The 15,549-nt window shown below is 69.4% G+C and carries 5 protein-coding genes (1 of these 5 cut by a window edge); 2 read left to right on the forward strand and 3 right to left on the reverse strand.

What is annotated here, in order from left to right; genetic code table 11:
• The 3 genes from ACQP1O_RS39370 to mftF all read right to left on the reverse strand — a co-directional run.
• Nucleotides 1-9,706 carry the 5' portion of an amino acid adenylation domain-containing protein gene (locus tag ACQP1O_RS39370; RefSeq protein ID WP_433563371.1) on the reverse strand. Its footprint begins 1,610 nt before the window's first position, so the window shows 9,706 of its 11,316 coding nt (coding positions 1-9,706); it begins with the start codon at nucleotides 9,704-9,706; its stop codon lies beyond the left edge, outside the window.
• Between the two features lie 496 nt (nucleotides 9,707-10,202).
• Entirely contained in the window at nucleotides 10,203-11,555 is a 1,353-nt protein-coding gene (locus ACQP1O_RS39375) for a GAF domain-containing protein (protein ID WP_433563372.1), read from the reverse strand.
• A gap of 412 nt (nucleotides 11,556-11,967) precedes the next feature.
• Nucleotides 11,968-13,365 carry a mycofactocin biosynthesis glycosyltransferase MftF gene (gene mftF, locus ACQP1O_RS39380; RefSeq protein WP_433563373.1) on the reverse strand — a complete coding sequence of 466 codons (1,398 nt, stop codon included), beginning with the start codon at nucleotides 13,363-13,365 and terminating at the stop codon, nucleotides 11,968-11,970.
• 408 nt (nucleotides 13,366-13,773) lie between these two features.
• Here mftF and mftR2 point away from each other — a divergent pair, with 408 nt between their 5' ends.
• Together mftR2 and ACQP1O_RS39390 are read left to right on the forward strand one after the other, a co-directional pair.
• Nucleotides 13,774-14,394: a mycofactocin system transcriptional regulator MftR2 gene (gene mftR2 / locus ACQP1O_RS39385; RefSeq protein ID WP_433563374.1), complete on the forward strand. Its 621-nt coding sequence runs from the start codon at nucleotides 13,774-13,776 to the stop codon at nucleotides 14,392-14,394.
• Between the two features lie 72 nt (nucleotides 14,395-14,466).
• Nucleotides 14,467-15,522, forward strand: coding sequence for a 2Fe-2S iron-sulfur cluster-binding protein (locus tag ACQP1O_RS39390; protein WP_433563375.1), 1,056 nt, complete (start codon nucleotides 14,467-14,469; stop codon nucleotides 15,520-15,522).
• The last annotated feature ends 27 nt before the right edge of the window (nucleotides 15,523-15,549 follow it).

Here is a 15,549-nt window from a genome sequence, read left to right on the forward strand (position 1 = left end):
GCACGTCCAGATCACCGGTGAGGCGGATAGCGGCGGGGACGTTGTACGCCCCCGACTCCGGATGCAGCCGGTTGAGCACCCACATGCGCTGCTGGGCCAGCGAGACCGGGGCCGGACCGGTGTCGGTCCGGCGGACCAGGGCGGGCCGGAACTCGGCCGGATCCGCGGTGTCCAGCCAGCGCGCCAGCTCGCCCACCGTCGGGGCCTCGAAGATCGCGGCCACCGGGACCCGCAGGCCCCGGTCCGAGCCCAGCCGCGCCGCCAGCCGCGTAGCCATGAGCGAATTGCCGCCCAGGGCGAAGAAATCGGTGTCCAGTCCGACGGTCCCGGTCTCGGAGAGTCCGACCACCTCGGCGAAGCCCTCCGCGACGGCGAGTTCGAGCTCGGTGACCGGGGCGCGGTACTCGGCGACGGTGAACACCGGCGCGGGCAGCAGCGCGCGATCGACCTTGCCGTTGGCATTGAGCGGCAGGGCATCCAGCACGGTGATCGTCGCCGGGACCATGTACTTGGGCAGCTCCACGGTCAGCGCCGATCGCAGGGTCGCGGCGATCTCGACGCGGCGATCGAGGTCGGCGTCCGGTACGGCGGCGTAGGCCACCAGCCGGGCGCCCGCGTCGGCGGCGGTGTGCGCCACGGCCACCGCGGCGGTCACGCCGGGCTGCCGACGCAGGGCGGTCTCGACCTCACCGAGCTCGATGCGGAAGCCGCCGATCTTGACCTGGAAGTCGGCGCGCTCGACGTATTCCAGGGTGCCGTCCGCCAGCCAGCGCACGATATCGCCGGTGCGGTACATGCGGCCGGGCGAGAACGGGTCGGCCACGAAGCGATCGGCGGTCAGCGCGGCCCGGCCGTGGTAGCCGCGCGCCAGCTGGTCGCCGGACAGGTACAGCTCGCCGGGCACGCCGACCGGGACCGGCGACAGGCGGCCGTCGAGCACATACACCCGGCTGTTCCAGGCGGGCGCGCCGATCGGCACGGCCAGCCGGTGCCGCTCCCGCACCTCGAACGCGGTGATGGACACCGCGGCCTCGGTGGGACCGTAGAGGTTGAAAAGTCTTGCGCCACCGGCACTCCGGCCCAGGAACTCGGCGGCCGTGGCGGCGGGCAGCGCCTCGCCGATGGCCAGCACAGCCCGCACCGAGGCAGGCAAATCGCCGCCGGTGAGCAGCATGCCCAGCAGTGACGGCACCGGGTGCAACACCGTCACACCGCGGTCAGCGATGATGGCGCGCAGCCGATCCGGGTCGCGCTCGTCACCGGCGGAGGTCACCACCAGGCTGCCGCCGCTGGTCATCGGCGACCAGAACTCCCACACCGACAGATCGAAGGTGGCGGGCGTCTTCAGCAGGGCGCGGTCGCCCGCGCCCAGCTCGAAAGTGTCCCGTAGCCAGTGCAACTGGTTGACGATTGCGGCGTGCGCGACCGTCACGCCCTTCGGCCGTCCGGTGGAGCCGGAGGTGAAGATGACGTAGGCCGGGTGCTGCGGGCGTAGCGGGTGCACCCGCTCGGCGTCGGTGATCGGCGCGGCCGAGAAGCCGTCCAGGTCGAGTCGATCGATCTCCAGCACCGGCACCTCGGTCGCGAAGGACACACCATCGGCGGCCGTGGTGAGAACCGCTGCGGGAGCCGCGGTCTCGACGATGTAGGCGATGCGGTCGGCCGGGTGGTCCGGGTCGATCGGCACGTACGCGCCGCCCGCCTTGACCACCGCGTACATGGCCACCACCAGCTCGATACCACGCCGCATGGCCAGCACCACGCCGGTCTCCGGGCCGATGCCCGCGGCGATGAGCCGTCGCGCCAGGCGATTGACCCGGGCGTCGAATTCGGCATAACCGAGCTCGATCCCGGTGTGCGCGTCCAGCAGTGCCACCGCGCCGGGATCGCGCGCGACCTGCGCGTCGACCAGGTCCACCAGCGTGCCGGGGGCGACCGGGTGGGCGGTGGCGTTCCAGTCCACCAGCATCCGCTGCCGCAGCTCCGGACCCAGCAGATCGATATCGCCGATCACCCGATCCGGTTTCGCCGCAACGGCTTCCAGCACCCTGGTCAGTGCCGCCAGGAACTCGCCGGCGGTGGCCTCGGTGAAGAGATCGGTGGCGTAGGTGAGGGCCAGGTCCAGTCCCGCGGGCGCGCCGGAGTCGAGGTAGCGGTCCCACGCGTACAGGTGCAGGTCGAATTGCGCTATGTGGGTGTCGAATTCGACCACCGACACCGTCAGCTCGGGCAGCACCAGCTCGGCCTGCTCGAAGTTCTGGAAGGACAGGCCCACCTGGAACAGCGGGTGCCGGGCCTGCGAACGCACCGGGTTCAGCACCTCGACCAGGCGCTCGAAGGGCACGTCGGCGTGCGAGAAGGCGGCGATGTCACCGGCCCGCACCCGGCCCAGCAGCTCAGTGAACGGCGCGCCGGAATCCACCCGGGTGCGCAGCGCCAGCGTATTGACGAACATGCCGATCACGTCGTCGAGACCGCTGTCGCCGCGACCCGCGATCGGGGTGCCCACCGCGAGGTCGGCCACGCCGGACAGGCGCGACAGCAGCGCACTATAGGCTGCGTGCACCACCATGAACAGGGTCGCGCCCTGGGCGCGGCCCAATTCGGTGAGCTCGGAGTGCAATTCGGCGTCCAGGCTCAGCTTCAGCTGGCGGCCGCGCAGGCTCTGCCGCGCCGGACGCGGGAAGTCGGTGGGCAGGTCCAGCTGGTCGGGCAGCCCGGCCAGGGTCTCGCGCCAGTACCCGAGTTGCGCGGCCGCAACCGAGGTCTCATCGTCATCGGAGCCGAGCAGCGCGTGCTGCCACAGCGCGTAGTCCGCGTACTGCAGGCTCAGCGGAGCCCACGCCGGGGCGGCGCCCGCGCGCCGGGCGTCGTAGGCCACCATCAGATCCCGGACGAACGGGACCACCGAGGAGCCGTCGGCCGAAATATGGTGCAGCACACCGGCGAGCACGTGTTCGCCGGTGAACTCGCCCGCGGCGCCCACCAGGCGCAGCAGCTCCACCCGGATCGGCACCTCGACGGTCACGTCGAAGACGGTGTTCAGGATTTCCGGAATCCGCACGGCCAGTTCTGATTCGGTGACCTCGATCGCCTTCAGGCCGGCATACGCCTGCGCCACCGGCAGGATCACCTGGGCCGGGCCTTCGGCGGTCTCGGGGTAGACGGTGCGCAGCGCCTCGTGCCGGTCCAGCACGTCACCCAGCGCGTCGGAGAGCGCGGACGCGTCCAGCTCGCCCGAGAGCCGCAGCGCCACCGGCAGGTTGTAAGCGGTGGACTCGCGGTCGAAGCGGTTGATGAACCACATGCGCCGTTGAGCGGGCGAGAGCGGCAGCGAGTCCGGCCGCTCCCCCGCCACCAGCGCGGGCCGCCGGGTCTCGCCGGTACCCGCGAGCACACGCGCGGCCAGCCCGGCCACCGTCGGGTCCTCGAACAGCAGGCGCACCCCGACCGTCGCGTTCAGCAGGGCACCGACGCGCGCCGCCGCCTTGGTCGCCAGCAGCGAACTGCCGCCCAGTGCGAAGAAGTCGTCGTCGGCCCCGACCCGTTCCACCCCGAGCAGTTCGGCGAAGACCCCCGCCACCACCTCCTCGGCCATGGTGCTCGGCCGCCGGTAGCCGGCCGACTCGAACTCCGGTGCGGGCAGGGCGTTTCGGTCCAGCTTGCCGTTGGTGGTGACCGGGAACTCGTCGAGCACCACGAAAGCGGCGGGCACCATGTACGAGGCCAACCGGCCCGCCAGGCCCGCGCGGACCGCCGCCGGATCCAGCGGCTCGCCCTGCGACACCAGGTAGGCGACCAGCTGCTCACCGCGGGCCGGGTCGGTGCGCAGCAGCACCGCTGACTGGCGCACGCCGGGCAGCGCGGTCAGCGCGGCCTCGATCTCGCCGAGCTCGATGCGGAACCCGCGCAGCTTCACCTGGAAGTCGTTGCGCCCCAGGTACTGCACGTCACCGGCCGCGCCCCAGCGGACCAGATCGCCGGTGCGATACATGCGTTCACCCGGGATCCAGGGGCAGGCCACGAAGCGGTCGGCGGTGAGGCCGGGCCGCCCGCGATAGCCGCGCGCCAGCTGGTCACCACCCACGTACAGCTCGCCCGGCACGCCGATCGGGACCGGGCGCAGCCGCTCGTCGAGCACCCACTCCCGCACACCCGACATCGGGCCGCCGATGGAGACCGGGCCCTGGGCCGGCAGCGGCGCGCTGGCGTTCACGATGATGGTGGTCTCGGTCGGGCCGTAGGCGTCGATGAAGACGCGATCGGCACCGGCCCAGCGCCGCAACAACTCCGGCGGGCAGGCCTCGCCGCCGACCACCACCACGCGCACGTCCGGCACCTCGGCCGGGTCGATGGTGCCCAGCGCGGACGGGGTGATGATGATGTGGGTGACCCGGTGCGACCGGATCACCGCGGCCAGTTCGGGACCGACCGACGCCTCGGGCGGCGCGACCACCAGGGTCGCACCCGAGTTCGCGGCGAGCAGCAGCTCCGCCACCGAGATGTCGAACGACGGCGAAGCGACCTGCAACACGCGCGCGTCCGGCTCGGCGAAGTAGTTGCGGGTCTGCTCGGCCGCGAGCGCCCAGACACCCTTGTGCGCGAGCAGCACGCCCTTGGGCCGACCGGTCGAACCCGAGGTGTAGATGGTGTACGCGAGGTTGCCGGGGTGCACAGGACGCAGTGGCGTCACCGCGTCCACGGCCTCGCCCGACGACGTCGCGAAATCGTCGAGCAGCAACCAGGACAGCGAATCCGGCAGTCCGGCGCGGACGGACGCGGTGGTCAGACCGACCACGGCACCGGAGTCCGCCACCATGTACTCCATGCGGTCGGCCGGGTAGGCGGGATCCAGGGGCATCCAGCCCGCGCCGGTCTTGATAACCGACCAGATCGCCAGCACCGTCTCCAGCGTGCGAGGCATCCCGATGGCTACCAGGTCCTCCGGACCCACGCCGCGCTCGATCAGCATGCGCGCCACCCGATTCGAGGCGGCGTCCAACTCTCGATAGGTCAGCTCGCGCGCACCGTCGACCACCGCGATCACATCCGGGCGGGTGGCCACCGCGGCCGCGAGCATGCCCGGCAGGGTCATGCCGGTCGGGGCCGGGCCGCCGGAACGCGTGGTCAGATCGGCGTATTCATGCTCGGAGAGGACCGAGATCGCGTCCAACCCGGCGGCCGGATCCGCGGTGACCGCGGTCAGCAAGCGCACGAAACGGTCGGAAAGGACGTCAATGGTGGTGGGGTCGAACAGATCCGCCGCGAACTCGAACTCGGCGGTAATCCCCGCCGGTGCCGGACCTTCCCCAGGACCGGCACCGACGAAGCTTTCGGTGACCACGACCGAGAGGTCGAACTTGGTCACTCCGGTCTCCAGGGTACCCGTCGTGGCAAGTAATCCAGGCAGTTCGACACCGGTCGGTCCGGGGGCGGCGAACGACAGCAACACTTGGAACAGCGGATGGCGGGCCTGCGAGCGCGGCGGATTCAGCGATTCGACCAGGGTCTCGAACGGCGCGTCCGCGTGTGCGAAGGCGGCCAGGTCGACCTCGCGCACCCGGTGCAGGAAGTCCCGGAAGCTCGCCGCGCCGTCGATCTCGGTGCGCAGCGGCACGGTATTGACGAACATGCCGATCAGGTCGTCGAGTTCACGCAGACCGCGGCCACCCACTGGGGTGCCGATGACGATGTCCGATTCACCGGACATCCGCGACAGCAGCAGGGCCATGGCGGCGTGCACCAGCATGAAGGTCGAAACGCCCTCGGCCCGAGCGGTTTCGGTGACTCGGGCGTGCAGTTCGGCGGGCCAGTCGAAGACCCGCTTGCCGCCGCGGCCGCTGGCCACCGCCGGACGCGGACGGTCGCCCGCCAGCTCCAGCAGATCCGGCGCACCGGCCAGGGTCCGCCGCCAGAACTCCAGCTGACCGGCAAGCAGCGACGCCGGGTCGTCGGCCGCACCCAGGCGATCGCGTTGCCACACCGTGTAATCGGCGTACTGCACCGGCAGGCCCGACCAGGTCGGCGCGCCGCCGGCCAGCCGCTCGGCATAGGCCCGCATCAGGTCGCGCGCCAGCACAGGCAGCGACAGACCGTCCGCGGCGATGTGGTGCAGCACCATGACCAGGGCGTACTCGTCCTGCACATCGGCGGTGAAAACCTGCGCACGGAAAGGGATCTCGTCCACGAGGTCGAAGCCGCAGGCGGCGATGGCCGCCAGGCGCGCGGCGAGTTCGGCCTCGTCGGCAACCGTCTCGTGGGTCACCTGGACATCCAGCTCGGCCACCGGGATCACCCGCTGGTGGGCCGAACCGTCCTCGGTCACCGGGAAGACCGTGCGCAGCGCCTCGTGCCGGGTCAGCACATCGATCACCGCGGCGTGCAGCGTCGGCAGATCCGCGGACTCACCGCGCAGCCGCACCACGAACGGCATGTTGTAGCTCGCGGCGGTGACGTCGAAGCGATTGAGGAACCAGATGCGCTGCTGGGCCGGGGACAGCGGGACCAGGGCCGGACGGTTCGCGCCCAGCGCCACCGGTCGCGCCGCCGCGGAATCGGCGTCGGCATCCAGGAATTGGGCGTCGATGACCGCGGCCAGCTCGGCGACGCTGGTCGCGGTGAACAGCTCGCGCAGGGTCAGCCGGCAGCCCAGCTCGTCATTGAGGCGTGCCGCCACCTGGGTCGCGATCAGGCTGTTGCCGCCGAGCGCGAAGAAATCATCGGTGCGGCCCACCTGTTCGATGCCGAGCGTCTCGCCCAGTACCCGCGCCACCGTCTGCTCGACCACCGAGCGCGGCGCCTCGTAGCGGTGGGCCATCCGCACCGGCTCGGGCAATGCGGCCCGATCCAGCTTGCCGGAGGTGTTGACCGGCAGTTCGTCCATGAGCACGTAGGCGGTGGGCACCATATACGCGGGCAGCGCCCGCATGGCCGCGGCCTTGAGCCGGGTCTCGTCCAGCTCGGCGCTGGGCACCACGTAGGCGACCAGCTGGTCGTCGCGCACGATCACCACCGCGCGGGCGACCTCGGGCAGCTCACTCAGCACCGTCTCGATCTCGCCGAGCTCGATGCGCAGACCACGCAGCTTCACCTGGAAGTCGGTGCGGCCCAGGTACTCCAGCTCGCCGCTCTCGGTCCACCGCACAAGATCGCCGGTGCGGTACAGCCGGCCACCGACCTCCGCGCTGTACGGGTCCGCGACGAAGCGTCCCGCGGTCAGACCGGGTTGCGCCAGGTAGCCACGGGCGAGCTGAACCCCCGACAGATACAGCTCGCCCGGGGCACCCACGGGAACCGGCCGCAGTCGTGCGTCGAGCACGTACAGCCGGGTGTTGAACACCGGCGCGCCGATCGGCACGAATTCGGTGTCCGCGGCCGTCACCTCATGGAAGGTGACCTCGACCGCAGCTTCGGTGGGGCCGTAGAGATTGTGCAGCGCCGCGCCCGAGAGCGTGCGCAGCCGATGCGCCGTCGCGGCCGACAGCGCCTCGCCCGAGGTGAAGACCATCCGCAGCGAGGACAGCGCGCGATCGGCGACACCGGGCTCGGCCTCCAGCCCGGCCACGAACACCTCCAGCATGGAGGGCACGAAATGCGTGACGGTGACCCGGTTCTCGGCGATCACCGACCGCAGGTAGGCCGGATCCCGATGCCCGTCCGGCTGCGCCAGCACCAGCGTCGCACCGATCTGCAACGGCCACATGAACTCCCACACCGACACGTCGAAGGTCGCGGGGGTCTTCTGCAGCACCACATCGTCCGGGGTCAGGCCGTAGGTCTCCTGACCGAAGACCATGCGGTTCACCACCGAGGCGTGGCTGACCGCCACACCCTTCGGGCGACCGGTCGAACCCGAGGTGAAGATGACGTAGGCGGCATTGGCGGGCCGCAGCGGAGCCAGGCGATCGGCGTCGGTCAGCGGCGCGCCCGAGAAGCCGGACAGCTCCAGCTCGTTCAGGTTCAGCGCGTCGACGGCGGCGTCGGGCAGATCCCAGGACGACGCGAGCACCAGCGCGGGCTGCGCGCTGGTGAGAATGTGGCCGGTGCGCTCGACCGGATGATCCGGATCCAGCGGCACGTACGCGCCACCCGCGGCCTGCACCGCGTACATGGCGATCACCAGTTCCGGGGACCGGCGCAGATGCAGCGCGACCCGCGTCTCGGGGCCGATGCCACGCGAGATCAGATAGCGCGCAAGACGATTCACCCGATCGGCGAGTTCGGCATAGGTCAGGTCCGGGGTGCCCGCGAAGCGCAGCGCGGTCGCGTGCGGCGTCCGCGCGGCCTGCGCCGCGAACATCGACACCAGGGTGGCCTCCGCCACCGGATGCGCGGTGTTGTTCCAGGTCCGCAGCACCGTCTCGCGCTCCGCGGCGGTGGCCACCTCGACACCCGCGAGCGGCGTCGCCGAGTCCAGTTCGACCAGTCGCTCCAGCAGGTCCAGGAAGCGGGCGTGGTGGGCGCGAATCTCACCGTCGCTGTAGAGGTTCGGGTTCACCTCGATGTTCAGGTGCACCCGGTCGTTGTCGCCGTAGAAGACATTGAGGTTCATGTCCTCGATGGGCGCGGACGACAGCGGATGCAGCCGCGCCGTGGCATCGCCGAACTCGATCCGGTTGTGGAACAACATGATGTTGACCGCCGGACCGAACAGGCTGCGCAGCGGCGGATTGCCCTCGCGCTCGGCATCCCGGTGGATGTCCTCCTGCCGGTAGCGCTGATGCCGCAGCGCGCCGGAGAGCTCGACGCGGGTGGCGTGCAGCAGTTCGGCCCAGGTGGTCTCGGCTCGGACCGACATGTGCATCGGGACGATATTGGCCAGCATGCCCACCGAATTGCGCAGCATGGCGGTGGTGCGCGCGGCCACCGGCAGGCTGATGCCCACCTCGTCCTTGCCGGTCATCCGGGACAGGTACACCGCGAAGGCCGCCACCAGCACCACCGGCAGACCGGAATCGTGCTGGACGCCGACCTCGTGCATGCGCTCCTGCAGGCCCTCGGGCAGCGCCGATCCGAACAGGCGGTTGAGGGCGGCGTGCGGCGCGGGACGCGCGTTGAGCGTGGTGGTGCCGCCCAGGCGACGGGTGCGCTCGATCCAGTACTCGCGGTCGGACTGGAAGCGGGTGCTGTCGCGGTACTCCAGCTCGGACTGCACAACCTCTTGCAGCGCGCCGACTTTCACCGTCGCGGGCTGCTCGCCCCGGGACAGCGCGGTGTAGCGCTTGGCCGACCACTGCATGACGTTCATGGCGGCGTAGCCGTCGCCCACGATGTGGTGCGCGCGCACGAACCAGAACCAGCGGCGGTCGGCGATGCGAATGATGGTGGGAGCGAACAGCACATCGGTCAGGACATCCACCGGGCGGACCACTTCGGCGAGCATCCATTCCCGGGCCGCCGCAACGGGATCCGGCTCGGCGCGCAGGTCCAGGAAGGTAGTCGGGTCCGCGTCCGCGTCGAAGTCGAAGTACTGGTGCGGGCGGCCATCGATCTCGGCGAATCGCAGCTGGGAGGTGCGCCAGATCACGACGCCCTCACGGTTCACCCGGGCCAGCAGGTCCAGGTCCCAGTCGCCCTCTATATCAACGTACTGCGCCATATTGATCGGCACATCCGGCTCCAGGAGCTGGGCGTACCAGACGCCCACCTGCCCGGGTCCGAGCGGGAACGGGGCCCCCCGGCCCTTCGATTCGTTCGACCTCGACACGTCGCACGACTCGACACCACCCAACTCCGTACCCTGCACCAGAGTCTCCCTTCCTATGGCGAATTGCTATGCCGCCGACCGCTTTCGGGCATCGCGAAATAGACCTGCGGCGGTGCGACGTATCGCGCCGCCCAGGTCGCGAAAAATCGCACCGCCCTGGGTGATTCGACGAATGCGCGGCGAAATCCGCGCGTGATCCAACTAGTGCTCGAAGCGGCCGGGCCTACTGGCTCTCCGGCCGGGATGCGAGTGCCTCCGGGTCATCGCATCCGCGGGTGTCCTGCTGCCGATCTCCTCCAACTGTCACCTGCATCACAGGGATGCCGTTCATGCATGTGGACACTAGGCGTTTACACAATAAAAAGGAACTTTTTCCCGAAAAAAAGTTGGACGATCGTCTAGTTGGCCGACGGCCTCGCGCTGCGAACGCGATGAATGTGGGTACGACCACATGACAAGGCGGCGGTGTGACCGACCGCACTTTCGGATGTGGAGACTATGAGTCGAAACGTTGCAACTGCGTTGCATCGGCGCCCATCCGCCGATCCAGCACGCGAATCTTGGCCTCGATCTGCGCATACAGCGGGGACTCACGATCGACCGTGGCGCGATAGGCCGCCCACGCGGCCGCATCGTCACGGCCCTCGGCACCGGATGTCCACCGGCTCAAGACCGAAGCGTCGCCGGAACGTAATACAGCGGTGCGCAGACGCACTCGCAATTCATCGCGAATGTCTATAACTCCAGGCGCCGTGGAACGCGGCAGCGCCGGACCCGCGTAAAGCCGCACCGCCGAATCCACATCCCCGGAATCCAGCGCGGCGCGCAGCGCCTCCACATCCGTGGCGATCGGAACGCGTAGTCGATAGGGACGCGAGCCGAACACATTCGACCCGACCACCGAACGCAAACGCGACATGGCCGCGCGAATGGTGGCGTTGTCCAGATCGGCATCGTCCAGCAGCAGCGCCAGGTGATCGGCCGACAGGCCCTCGGTGTGCTCGGCCAGCAGCAGCAGGATCTCGGCATGCCGCTGCGACAAGGGGACTCGCTCCCCCGCCACCGTCAACTGCGGCTGCCCCAGCCCGAGCACCTCCAGGCCCAGCCGCTCCGGCGCCGGCGCATCGGCATTCGAGCGGCGATCCTGACCCGAACGGACCGCGGCCAGCAGCAGATCCATCTCCGCGGCCGTCGCGGCCGCCTTCACCAGCGCCAGGATCTCCGGGCGCGCCACCCGCACCCCGCCGGCGATCATCAGCACGCCCACCAGGCGGCCGTCCGGATCGTGCACCGGCGCCGCGGCTCCGGTGATCTGGTGCATGCGATGCAGGAAATGCTCCGGCCCGTGGATCCAGGCCGCGCGGCCGGTGCGCACCACCAGGCCCACCGCATTGGTGCCCACCCGGCGTTCGCTCAGGTCATTGCCCTCGCGCAGGCCCGCCTCCGCGGCCGCCTGCACCCGATCGGCATTGCCGTGCACCGAGAGCACGCGGCCGAACTGGTCGGCCACCACCACGATCAACCCGGTGCTGGTCGCGTCGCGCAGTAATAGCTTGTCCACCAACGGCATGACCGAGGCGATCGGATGCGCGTCACGGTAGCGCTCGAGGTCGGTGCCGCGCAGGCCACGACCGTCTCCGTCGTCCACCGGATCGACGCCGCCGCGCAGACTGCGCAGCCATGACTCGAGCACCATCGGCCGCAGCAGGCCGGGCAACTGCCCCAGTTGATCCCCGCCCACACTGAGATATCCGTGTGCCTGGGCGGCATATGTTTCGAGCGCCCCGAGTTGACTGCCCGGTTCGACGCCGTGGTTGGGTTGCCCACCACCTGCGAGATTGCTGACCATTTGCCTTTCTTTCCGCCCCAAAGAGTACCGGCGCACCGAAGACCCCAAGGCGGAAGCCGGACGTTTGTCCGGCAGGTCACACGCAACGGGCGCTTCACGAAATGTGAGCTGCGTCTATTTGCCTCGCTGTGCGCCTCCGGCTGTTCGCGGTCCTCGTGACCCCGATTCTTCCCTCCTGCGCTCCGTCGGTCCTGAATCGGGGCGGCCGCGAACCTACAGCGTTTGTATCTGAATGTGCTGGCTGCTTCGGCGAATCAGATTGCGGCGCTCCACTTTTCGCAGTCGGCTAGTTCGTCCGATGCGCTGCCGGACAGCCCAGCACTGTGCCAGAGTGGGTCCCTGGAAGCCATCGACCCGACCGACCTCGACCGCTTCGCCCACAGCTTCCAGCAGCCCGGGAGCAGCGTCGGACTCAGCTCGTCGGCAGGGTCGGCTTCAGGGCCGCCGCGCTGCGAATGCGGGCCGCACCCCACCACAGACCCGCCCCGTAGGCGACATCGTCCAGCCGCCGGCACAGCACGTACCGCACGGGGTCCAGGCTGCCCGACTCCCGGTGGGTGAACCAGTCCGCCAGGCCCTCGGCCATGGCCAGGGTGAACGCGATATGACGGACCCGCCGCGAGCAGAGCATGCCCAGCAGCGTGATCGGCCAGTAATGCCTGCACATGGCCGTCGCCAGACGCCAGACGCCGCCGGTGAAACCACGCGTCATATAGATGGCCGCCACCCGGGTCGGATTGTCCAGTCCGGCGAAGACCCGGCGTAGTCGGACCAGGGTCGCGGTCAGGGTCAGCAGACCGCCGAACACACCCCAGCGCGACATCGTGGCCAATAACACGGCGGACACCGCGGTCCAGATCGGTAGCGACAGCGGCGCGGCCAGGCCCGGATGCCGCTGGGCCAGCGGCGCCACGCCGGTCCCGTGGGTGACCTTGTGGGCGAACCACTTTCGCAGCGACACCGGATTGCTGTGCGCCACCCGGGCGGCCGGTTCGTAGCGCAACCGCCAGCCCGCGCGGTCCAGCCGCCAGCACAGGTCGACATCGCCGCCCGCCGCCATGGTCTCGTCGAACCCGCCCTCGCCGAGCAGCGCCAGCCGGCGCACCAGCACCGCCGAACTCGGCACGTACGGCACCGGGCCGTGCGCGTGCACCGCCGACTCGCGCCGGCCGCGATGCACCGAGCCGCGGGTGTGCTCGTAGCGGGCCAGCAGGGTGGAATCCGGATCCATGGCCAGGATGCGCGGGGCCACCAGCGCCACCTTGGGATCGCTGAAGTGCCCGAGCATGACCTCCAGCCAGCCGGTGCGGGGCACCACGTCCGGGTCCAGGAAGGCCACGAATTCGGTTGCCGCGGCCCGCAATCCGAAATTGCGGGCGGCAGCCGCCCCGTACCGGCGATCGCGGCGCAGCACGGTGATCCGGCAGCGGCTTCTGGCATCCGGAATCCGCACCGGCTGATCCGAGCCATCGTCCACCACGATCACCGTGTGGCCCCGCAGCGCCGACAGCAGCCGGGACAGCTCGGGAGCATTGTTGTGCACCGGGACGATCACGGTGACGTCCTCCAGCGACGGCAGCAGCCGCGGGCGCGGATTCGCGACGCCGGAATCGAGAAGACGTCTGGCAACCCGAGCCGACGCGGGGTCGGTCACCTCGAGGTACCCGTCACCGATCAAGGCCGCAGCTTCCGGGGCGAGCCGCAGCAACCTCGTCGGCGTGCCGCCGACCAGGAGCCGTCCACCGGAATAAGTGCGCACCCTGGGATCGATTCGCACCCCGAAACCATCGGGAAGGCGATCATGGCGCATTCCCGAATGCTAAGTCAGCCAACCACTGGCAATGATGATTGGCGCGCGGTGTTTAATTGCCCACCGCTTCGCTCCGGGCAGGGTTCGCGGCCCTGAGGTCTCGATTCTTCCCTCCTCCGCTCCGCCAAGGCGCAGATCTATGGAGCCGTTCGCTCTCCCACTCCGAGGCGGAGGTCTATCAAGCCGCAGTCCAGAATCGAGACGGCCGCGAACCTCTTGGGTGACGGTCGGCAGGTTGTCGACGAATGGGGATCTCGGGGCTGGATTCGGCCTTGTCCACGCATCGGACCGTAGCTCGACGGGTGATGCGGGGAGCGCTCTACACTGCGGGAGGAAAATCGGGAGTTGAACAGGTCGGGGACGGAAATCCGTGCCCGTGGTGGTCGAGGCGGTATGGGAGTCGGGCGCATGCAGACAGGCGGGGGCGGTAACACCCTCTCGGAATCCGAGATCGTCGAGGCCGCCCTGCGGGTGGTCCGGCAGGACGGTGTGGAGAAGCTGTCCATGCGACGGCTCTCCCGCGAACTCGGAGTTTCGCCGATGGCCCCCTATTACTACGTGGCCGACAAGCGCGAGCTACTCGATCTGGTCGCCACCGCCGCCCTCACCGGCGTGCGCAAGCCGCCACCCGAATTCGGTACGTGGCAAATGCGATTGCGGGATCTGATCGACCAGATCGACGAGAAATTGCGCAAGCACCCGGGTCTCGGCGACGTGTTGATCGAGCAGATGCTCGGCAAACAGCTGGACCTGATCGCCGCCATCATGGAAATCCTCTTCGACGCCGGTTTCGACGAGCGCAATGTGCTCTCCGCCTATGCCACCATCCACACCTATCTGTTCGGGCGCTCGAAGGTGAACCCGCGCGACCGGGCGGGTCTGCTGGACCGGGTGCTTCCGGAGGCGGTGGAACGCGCCACCAGACACCTGGCGGATCTGCGCGGCAAGTACTCCTACGACTTCTCGATGGACGTGCTGATCGCGGGCCTGGAAGCTCAGCTTGTCCGGCAGCGGGACGGGCACGTATAGTCAAACTAGAACACGTTCTAGTTTAGGTAGACTGCACCGGCTGCCCAGCACCGCCGGGTTCGAGAGGACACTATGACCACCGTCGACGTACCGCACAGCTCGCGATCGGCCGTGCTGCGGGTCTCCGCGGTCATCAACGAGACGGCCGACTCCTGCTCGCTGGTATTCGACGTGCCCGAGGACCTGCGTGAGCGCTTCACCTACCAGCCGGGTCAGTTCCTGACCCTGCGCATCCCCAGCGACCTCACCGGGTCCGTCGCCCGCTGCTACTCGCTGGCCAGCTCGCCGCACACCGACGACAAGCCCAAGGTGACCATCAAGCGCACCGTCGACGGCTACGCGTCGAACTGGGTGTGCGACAACGTGAAAGCCGGCGACTCGCTCGAGGTGCTGCCGCCCTCGGGCGTCTTCACCCCCAAGAACCTCGACGAGGACCTGCTGCTGTTCGCGGCCGGCAGCGGCATCACCCCTGTGATGTCCATCCTCAAGTCGGCGCTGGCCCGCGGCAACGGCCGCATCGTGGTCGTCTACGCCAACCGCGACCACGACTCGGTCATCTTCGCCCGGGAACTGCGGGAGCTGGCCGACAAGCACCCGCAGCGGCTGGTCGTGATCCACTGGCTCGAGCACCTGCAGGGCCTGCCCACCGCCGACGCCTTCGCGGCCCTGGTCGCGCCCTACGTCGCCCACGAGGCGTTCATGTGCGGCCCCAAGCCGTTCATGGACCGCGTCCACGACGCCCTCGGCCAGCTCGGCATGCCCCGCAACCGCACCCACGCCGAGGTCTTCAACTCGCTCTCCGGTGACCCCTTCGCGGAGGTCGCCCCGACCGAGATCACCGCCGAGGAGGCCGCCGACGCCGCCAGCGTCGAGGTCGAACTCGACGGCGAAACCCACGAGATGACCTGGCCCCGCAGCCAAACCCTGGTCGACATCATGCTCTCCAAGGGCCTCGACGTCCCCTACTCCTGCCTCGAAGGCGAATGCGGCTCCTGCGCCTGCACCGTCCTCGAAGGCGAAGTCGAAATGGAAAACGCCGAAATCCTCGACCCCGAGGACATCGCCAACGGCTACATCCTCGGCTGCCAGGCCCGCCCGGTGACGGATCACCTGAAGATCCAGTTCTGACGAGCCCGCCGAAAGCGAAATGTGGCC

It is taken from the genome of Nocardia sp. CA-151230 (assembly GCF_050942175.1).
In the GTDB taxonomy this organism is placed as follows: domain Bacteria; phylum Actinomycetota; class Actinomycetes; order Mycobacteriales; family Mycobacteriaceae; genus Nocardia.

Excerpts from the sequence above, each read along its gene's own strand:
- mftR2 (WP_433563374.1), top strand. The coding sequence starts at position 13,774 with ATGCAGACAGGCGGGGGCGGTAACACCCTCTCGGAATCCGAGATCGTC.
- mftF (WP_433563373.1), bottom strand. The coding sequence starts at position 13,365 with ATGCGCCATGATCGCCTTCCCGATGGTTTCGGGGTGCGAATCGATCCC.
- ACQP1O_RS39375 (WP_433563372.1), bottom strand. The coding sequence starts at position 11,555 with ATGGTCAGCAATCTCGCAGGTGGTGGGCAACCCAACCACGGCGTCGAA.
- ACQP1O_RS39390 (WP_433563375.1), top strand. The coding sequence starts at position 14,467 with ATGACCACCGTCGACGTACCGCACAGCTCGCGATCGGCCGTGCTGCGG.